Genomic DNA, 8,194 nt, shown 5'->3' with positions numbered 1-8,194 from the left:
GTGCACCGCACTGTCCGTAGCGTCAGCCTGAGCGAGGCGATAGTCGAGCGAAGGCAGGCATGAGTCTCGCCGCAAGGCGAGTCCTTGATTGCAGAGCCGACGCGTGAGAAGGATCCTTCACCTAGCAAAAGCGAGCCTGCCAACCGGATCATTCGGTTGACAGGCTCGCTTGCATATAGGCAACGGCTACGCCTCCTCCGCCTTCGCCGCCGCCTCGTTGACGCAACGGATCGCGTTGAGCGTGCGCGGATAGCCGATGTACGGCATGCACTGCGAGACGACCGCGATCAGGAACGCCTTCGCATTGCCGACCTTGAGGTTCGCACCCGCATGCGCGACCAGCTGCGGCTCGCAGCCGCCCTGCGCCGCCAGGAAGCACAGCGTGATCATCTCGCGCCGGCGATGGTCGAGGCCGCCGCGCGTGTAGTAGTCGCCGAAGCAGTTGCCGGCGAGCCACTTGTTGATGTGCCGGGTCTCCTCCGGCCCGGACTGTACGAAGCCGCGCATATGCTCGCCGAAGATGTCGACCTGCGCCTGTTCGCCGGCCGCGACCCGCGTATCCGGCGTGGTGGTCGACTGCGGGGCGAGCGGCAACGCGATGTTCTTCGCCTCGAACACCTCGTTGGTCTTCTTCAGGAACGGCAGCACGCGGCCGAACCCGAGATAGGCGACCGCCTGGTAGACGATCTCCTTGGCCTCCACCGGGGTCACGCCGGCATCCAATGCCACCGGCAGCATCAGCTCGTAGTCGTCAAGTCCCTGACATCCGATCAGCGTGGCGAGGATCGCCATCGCCCGCGTGGCGTCGTCCAGATCGGGATGGTTCGCCCCGGGCTCGTTGATCACCTCGTCGTACGCGAAGCGCGAGAAGAACTCCACGAACTCGGGATCGGTCTCGGCCAGCGTCTTGTCCTCATTCCAGAATTTGTTCATCGCATTGCGCAATCCGTCGAACATCATCGCTCCTTGGTTCCTTGTCCGTACGTCGTTTCGTCCGTCGTTTCGTCCATTATCCCGTCCGTCGGCGCCGGCGGATCCTTCATCGTATCGGCCGTTGCCGTTTCGCCTGTCCGCGCGACCGGCCGTCACTGTCCGTCGCCCTTGCCGCCGATCTGCATGCGCTTGACCTTCTCCACGATGTCGCGGTTCTCGGCGAGCAGCTGTTCGGCGTCGCCTTCGCGCCCTTCGGCGATCGCCCGCCAATACAGGGTCTTGAACGAGACGTACGCCTGCTGCATGCGGATGCTCTCCGCCTTGGCGGCCAGCCGCAGCGCCTGCGCGTCAAGCAGCGCCATTTGCCGGCGCGCGCCCTCCGGGCCGTCGAAACGGTTCTTCAGATACTCGCGCATCGATTCGAGCGGCATGCCCGTGGCGGCGAGGCACGAGATGGTGGACAGCGATTCGAGGTCCGCGTCGGAGTAGGCGCGGTGTCCGGAACTCGGGTCGCGTGCGATCGGGTCGATGATGCCGATCTGCTCGTAGTAGCGCAGGGTCGATTCGGGAAGCCCGGAGATCATCGACGCCTCGCGGATGGTGTGCCATGTGGTGGTGTTGGTGCTCATACCGGCAACTTTAAAAACTTCAAGCGCTTGAAGTAAACACGCGACACTCCGTACGATGCGACGTTGCACCGGCGGCGTGCGCCCCGAAGCGGGCGAGCCTGTCCTCCGACGTCGGGGGACGGAAGTCTTCCCATCCAACTCACTGTCCCAGCATACCCGTCCGACGCCGATCAGGCCAGTCCCCCGGCCGCGTTGTGGGCAACGTCACACGACCCGGCACATATCCAGCCCGTATTCCGACCATTCCCGGCGCACTATCGGCGAACTGCCGGCGACGGGCCGCAAACGCGGGTAAAGTAGAGCAGACGGATACGGTTCGCCGATTTCAGGGAGGTTCATCATGGCTGAGAGCATGAACGTGCAGAACGACGGCAACAGGTTGCACCTGTTGCGTCACGCCGCATACCGCGCCGACGACGTGCGCGCGATGGAACGTCCCCTGCTGGACGACGGCGTGCCGTTGATGCGCATGGCCGCCACCGCGGTGGCCCATGTGACCGCCGATTTGCTTGACGACGAAGGCATGGCGTTGCAGAACGCTCGCATCGTGCTGCTGACCGGGGCCGGGGACAACGGCGGGGACGGATTGTATGCGGCGGCGGCATTGGCGGAGAACGGCGCTTCGGTGACGGCCGTGACGGTGGGACGCAACGTGCACGAGGAGGCGTTCGCCGCGTTCGTGCGTGCCGGAGGCAAGGTGCTGGTGCTTGATCCGGCGTCGGACATTCCCGGTTGCGCGGCCGGATTCGGCGCGGGCGAGGCCGGCGAGCGTCTGCGTGCGGCGGTCGAACTGGCGCAGCATTCCCATGTGATCATCGACGCGATGACCGGCATCGGCCTGCAGGGCGCGTTGCGCGGCATCGCCGGCACGATGGCCTCGTCATTGGGCGTGGACGGCACGGTGCCGGATCGCACCGCGCTGCCGGATGGCGACACCGCCGGCGAGTTCCCGCTGGTCGTGGCCGTGGATGCGCCGTCCGGCGTGGGCGTGGACGACGGGTCCATCACCGGCCCGTATATTCCCGCGGACGTGACGGTCACGTTCGGCGCGTTGAAGCCGTGCGCGATGCTGCCTCCGGCCTCGTATGCGTGCGGCCGCGTCACGCTGGTCGATTTCGGGTTCGACGTGGAGGGCGTCAGGCCGTTCGTCAGGATGGTGTCCGGCGACAGCGCGAGCGAGGCGATCCGTCTGCCGCGGCTGGCCGATGCGAAGTATGCGCGCGGCGTGACCGGTCTGATCACCGGTTCGGTGCGCTATCCGGGGGCGGCCGTGCTGTCGAGCCGGGCCGCGGCCCGTACGAACGTGGGACTCGTCCGCTACATGGGTCCCGAGCGCACGCGCGGCATGGTGCTGAACGCCGTGCCGGAGGCGGTGATCGGCAAGGGACGCGTCCAGTCGTGGGTGGTCGGCTCCGGCGTGCCGGATGGCGAGACGGATGAGGATGACGCCGACGTGCAGCGTCAGACCATCGCGAAACTGCTGTCGCACTACTCGTTGAACGATGACGACGAGGATCCGGATCTCGCCTATGAGATGCCGCCGATCGTCGTGGACGCCGGCGCGCTCGACCTGCTGCCGGATGAGGTGCCGCCGCAGGTGGTGATCACCCCGCACGCCGCCGAGCTCGCCGCGTTGCTGGAGTTGCGCGGCGAGGATGTGGACGCGCGCGACGTGCAGCTTGAACCGTTGCATTGGGCGATGCGCGCGCACGAATTGACTGGTGCGACCGTGCTGTTGAAGGGTGCGATCAGCATCGTCGTCGGCGACGGTTCGGATGATGCGTCGGATGCGACGCGCGCGAAGGCCGCGGGGTCGTTGAGTGGTGACGACGCGGACGATATCGAGTACGAGGGCGATACGGACACCGCCGACGAGCCGCGTGTCCTGTTGGCCGGGCGCGCTCCCGCTTGGTTGGGTACGGCCGGTGCCGGCGATGTGCTGGTCGGCATGATCGGCGCGCTGCTCGCCCAGCAGGACGATGACGCATCGATTCCGCAGGTCGTCGCCGACGGCGCGTATCTGCACGGCTATGCGGCTGCGATCGCGTCCGAGTCGGATCAGCGCGGCTTTACGCCGCCGACGATCTACGGTTCGTCGTCGCGCGGTCCGCTCGGCGGCAAGCTCGGCCATCCGATCGTCGCCTCCGACGTGGTCGATGCGATTCCCGCGGCGTTCCGCCAACTGCTCTCGTAATAGCCTCACGTAATATCACGGACAGGCCGGCGGTCCTGCCGGAAGCCGGAACGCCATCGCCGTTCCCGTCGGACCGCCGGTACACTGTACATCGGCATTCACCGGACGATTCAAGGAGATCCCATGCCCCAGTCCCCCATCACCGACGTCATCTTCGATTTCTGCGGCGTGCTACTCGACTGGCAGACACGCGCATGCTTGGAAGGGCATTTCCCCGACGACGTGGTCGCCGCGATCTGCGCCGACGACGATCCGCACGGGTTCTTCCGTTATGAGGATCGTATGGATGCGGGCGAGGACTTCGCAAGCATCTATCCGGACGTCGTACGCGAGCAGGGCGAGGACATCGCCGCGATCTTCAGGTACTACATCGACCATTACGACGACGCGCTGCCGCGCACGCTGCCGGGCATGGTCGAACTGCTCGAGGATCTCAAACGCCACGGTTACGGCGTGTGGGGCTTGACGAACTGGTCGCATGAGACGTTCCACTTCGCGTTCGAGAAGTTCCCGCGCCTGGCCGAGCTGCTGGACGGCACGGTCGTCTCCGGCGTGGAGAAGATGCACAAGCCGAACGCCGACATCTATGAACTCGCCTTGCAGCGGTTCGGCCTGAACGCCGCCGACTGCGTGTTCTTCGACGACACCGCGAAGAACGTGGCCGGAGCGAACGAGGTCGGCATCCACGGCGTCCTCTTCGAAAACGCCCTCGAGGCACGCGAATCCCTCGCCGCCCTCGGTGTGCGGCTGTAACGGACACCTGTAGCTGCACCAAGAGCCGTACAGGCTCACCATCATCCCTGCCGGCAATCATCTCCGGCAGGGATGTTTCCTTATCCGCGGGCGATCAGCGATTGCGCGATCGGCCGGTCTCGCAATCGCAGCGAACAGTCGTCGTCTTTCGGGTTGCCGAGCGGTTCGATGGTGCCGAACCATACGAGTTCGTCATCGATCACGACAAACTCATTGCAGGACGCGGCCGTGCGTACCGCGCAGCCCATCGCCCGCAGTTTCGCGGCGTTACGTTCCGTCCGGGCACGCGACGCCACGGTCGCCGTGTCCGGCACACGCACGACGATGTCGACCGCCACTCCCCTGCCTGTGGCCTGTACCAGCGCGTCACCGACCGTATCGATACCCCGATGCGACACGTATCCGGCATGAATGACGATGCTTCGCCCGCATCGCGCGATGTCGTCGAGGAACTTCTCGAAGAACGCATCCATGCCGACGAGAGTCTCCTCTCCGCCCGTTTGTACAGCCGGCGAAACGCCTGCGCCGCCGCCGGCGAGCGCGGCCTTGCGACTCAGTAGCGCTGTGGCCTTGGCTTGGCGTATTTCATCCGTCACGTCGCCGCCGTCGGGCAACAGTGGCTCGTACCCCTGGCTCGCGTATGTTTTCAGCCGTTTGCGATACATGCTGAGGGCCATGGACACGGACACGTCGATGTAGTCGTAGACGCGTACCTCGTGTTTGCCGTCGTTGTCGCGGTGGAGTCGGCCGACGTATTGAGTGACCGCCGTTTCGACGGAAACCGGGGCCGCGAGCATCAGCGTATCGAACCGTTTCTGGTCGAAGCCCTCCCCGATGTAGCTTCCAGTGGCCACGACGGCCAGTTGCTCCTTGTCCGGAATATGCGCGAGTCGCTCGATGTTGTCAATTTGCGTCTTCTTCGGATCGGCGCCGTACAGCAGGATCACATGCCTGCAGCCGCGCCGTTCGAGTTCGTCGGCGAGCGTCCTGGCGTGTTCCGTGCGTTTGGTGAGCAGCAGCGGCGTACGCCCCTCCTTGATGACGTTCATGGCGTCGTCGAGGATCATGGCGTTGCGTTCCTCGCTGTCGCAGGCTGTTTGCAGATAGTCGTGATAGGTGAACGGTTCGACGAGCCCGAGGTCAGCGGAGACGAATCGTGGCACGAATCGACGGGTGAAGCGTTGCGTCGCCATCTGGTCCTTGACGTCGACGGTGTATCGGACGGGCCCGCATTGCATGGTGACGATGGGCTGCAGTCCATCGTCGCGTTTCAATGTGCCGGTGAGACCGTATACGTATTTCGCGTTGACGGTGCGCGCGATTGTCTCGGTATCGACGGATGCGACGTGATGGCATTCGTCGAAGATCACCATGCCGTAGTTCGTGACGACTTCCTTGACGTGCTTCGTTCCCGGAACGTCGCCTTTGTCGAACAATGATTGTGCGAGCGCGATGTCGATGATGCCGTTGGCCTCATGGCGTCCGGCGCCGATCTGTCCGATGGCATCGGGCTGACGTCGGCTGACGCGTCCGGTTTTGGTCAAGCGTGTCGGTGGGGTCGTGGTGATGTCGAGGAATTGGCCGAGTCGTTCCTTCCATTGTCCGAGCAGGGCCGATGAGCGGACTACGATGAGCGTGTTGATGTTCCGTTGGGCGATGATCTCGGCCGCGATCACGGTTTTGCCGAATCCGGTGGGCGCGACGAGGATGCCGTTGTCGTGTGCAAGCAGTGCGTTCGCCGCATCGCGTTGCCGGTCTCGCAGCGTGCCGGTGAACGCCGTTTGGATGCGCGTTCCCGGGTTGCGTTCGTCGACATAGGATGCAGCGGAATCGGCCGAGGACAGCAGCGTGTTCAATGGTTCCTTGCACCCCCTGGGCAGGAGGATCTCGTCTTCGGTTTCCTCGCCTCGGTAGATGATGCGCGGTTTGTCGTAGACGGGTTGCCGCATGGCTTGGGCGCGGTAGAAGTCGGGGTTGGCGAATGCGGCGAGACGTCGTATCGCGTTGAGCGCGGTCGTGCTCAACCCGGTTTTGGGAATGTGGAGCATGTTGCGTTCGATGATGTCGACGTGCCGGGGAACATCCGATGGCGAGACCGCGCGTTGTCGCGGGGCGGTGCGGGGACGGTGATGCTGCCCTGTGTCTGTAGCTGGTTTACGTGGATCCGTTCCGTCGAGATCAAGTTCCTGTTGCGAAGGCGCCGTCGGAGCGGATGCGCCCTCGGTTGTTTCCTCGGCTTGGGCGAGGACGCCGAGCGGCCCGCCCATCGTTGACGCCAGTGCCGCGATGTCATGTACCTGCGCAGGTGTGACGCGTCGGATTGACGCGAGGAACTCCCACTGGTCCGGATACGGGACGAAGCGTTCGTCCACGAATACGCTGTTGCCGTTGTCCCGGGCTTTGCGTTGCAACGGCAGTGCGATCAGGTTGCCGAATCCACCGGCCGGCAGCGTGTCCTGATTGGGGAACATGCGGTCGTATGAGCGGAATCGGATATGGGTCAAATCCGACGCTTCCGTTAACAATACGGATCCCATGCGGCGGGCTTCGGCCGCGTCGATCTGCTCGGTGAAGAACAGCCACAGGTGTCCGCCATCACCGGAACGGGAACGTTCCACCGCCGGCATCAGACCGTGTCGTTCGCAGACGTGGCGGGTGGCCGTGATTTCGTCGCGCCAACCATCATCGTCGAAGTCGATGGCCAATAGCCAGACCTTCGATTCCTTGGACAGCGGGTACAGTCCGACGACGTTGACGAGCCGATCGTCACGTTTGGTGAAATGGTCGAGCAGAACCTGATCGGACAACGGCTTGCAGCGACGCTGGTCCGGCGGCGTAGGAATCCGTTTGCCGTTCGGCAGTTCGGTCCATTCGTTCCATGCAGCCGGCGCGTATCCGGTCTTGCCAGTCTTCCGACTGACGAAACCGTGCGCATACACATCATCACGTCCGCGGAACAGTGAACGGAACAGCCGCACCTTCCGTGCGGACGAACTGTGGGAGGTGATTCGATCATCTGTGTTACCGTCGGCGGTATCAACGACGGCATTGGTGACGGCTATCGTCTTGTCGTCAGATTGACGCGCTGTCCGATCGTCCGTTCTTTGCTCTCCGTTGTGCGACCAATCGACGACGGCTTCGATGTTGTTGCCGTCCGGGTCGAGGACGAACGCGGAATAATAGCCGGGATGATATGCGCGCGGTCCGGGTGCACCATTGTCCCTGCCGCCGGCGGCGAGCGCCGCCGTATAGAACGCGCATACCGCGGCCTGGCTGTCGGCGAGGAACGCGATGTGCGTGACCGGAGACGCGTGAATCGGCGCTCGCGGATCAATGCCGGCCGATCGACTGTCATTGTCGTCGATCGGTGACAGGTAGAAGTCGGAGTGCAGCGTACCATCGTCGACGCCGAAACCAAGCGTCGGCTCGTGATGCGCTTTGACGACATAGCCGAGCGGTGCGAGCGCCGCCGTATAGAACGCGATGCTGCGGTCGATGTCGCGGACGTGCAGCGTCAGATGGTCGAGCATACCGCCACTGTACGCCTGTCTCGTACCTGCGACGTGCCTCACGTTTTTTGAGCGCGTAGGGTGTGGTGGTGCCTCATCGGGAATGAGCGCGAACGGTATCGGTCCTGTTTGGCTTGTCTTATGGAAGACAGGATCAGCATGGCGACGAAGCGGCA

The 8,194-nt window shown here is 64.0% G+C and carries 4 protein-coding genes and 2 pseudogenes; 2 read left to right on the top strand and 4 right to left on the bottom strand.

The genetic code is table 11. The annotated features are described in order from the left end of the window. Window positions 1–186: 186 nt before the first annotated feature. Both JS533_RS13050 and JS533_RS13045 read right to left on the bottom strand, forming a co-directional pair. The gene (locus JS533_RS13050) at window positions 187–957 is read right to left on the bottom strand and encodes a carboxymuconolactone decarboxylase family protein (RefSeq protein ID WP_241515183.1); all 771 of its coding nucleotides are present in this window, start codon (window positions 955–957) and stop codon (window positions 187–189) included. A 128-nt stretch (window positions 958–1,085) separates the two neighbouring features. After that, complete coding sequence (locus JS533_RS13045; RefSeq protein WP_241515181.1) at window positions 1,086–1,562, bottom strand: MerR family transcriptional regulator; 477 nt, start codon at window positions 1,560–1,562, stop codon at window positions 1,086–1,088. 352 nt (window positions 1,563–1,914) lie between these two features. On the opposite strand from JS533_RS13045, the gene JS533_RS13040 reads away from it, so the two are divergent. Continuing rightward, window positions 1,915–3,756: a bifunctional ADP-dependent NAD(P)H-hydrate dehydratase/NAD(P)H-hydrate epimerase gene (locus JS533_RS13040; RefSeq protein ID WP_241515187.1), complete on the top strand. Its 1,842-nt coding sequence runs from the start codon at window positions 1,915–1,917 to the stop codon at window positions 3,754–3,756. A 123-nt stretch (window positions 3,757–3,879) separates the two neighbouring features. Then, window positions 3,880–4,509 (top strand): HAD family hydrolase, encoded by a 630-nt coding sequence (locus JS533_RS13035; RefSeq protein WP_241515179.1) that lies wholly within the window; start codon window positions 3,880–3,882, stop codon window positions 4,507–4,509. Window positions 4,510–4,589: 80 nt separating this feature from the next. On the opposite strand, the pseudogene JS533_RS13030 reads toward JS533_RS13035, so the two are convergent. After that, window positions 4,590–7,478 (bottom strand): annotated as a pseudogene (locus tag JS533_RS13030) (TOTE conflict system archaeo-eukaryotic primase domain-containing protein); the annotation flags it as partial. A gap of 138 nt (window positions 7,479–7,616) precedes the next feature. Continuing rightward, window positions 7,617–8,039 (bottom strand): annotated as a pseudogene (locus JS533_RS13025) (VOC family protein); the annotation flags it as partial. Window positions 8,040–8,194: the final 155 nt, after the last annotated feature.

Source organism: Bifidobacterium amazonense, assembly GCF_018555435.2.
Taxonomy (GTDB): domain Bacteria; phylum Actinomycetota; class Actinomycetes; order Actinomycetales; family Bifidobacteriaceae; genus Bifidobacterium; species Bifidobacterium amazonense.
The sequence above is the reverse complement of the archived record's forward strand: the minus strand, read 5'-3'. Positions and strand labels throughout refer to the sequence as shown.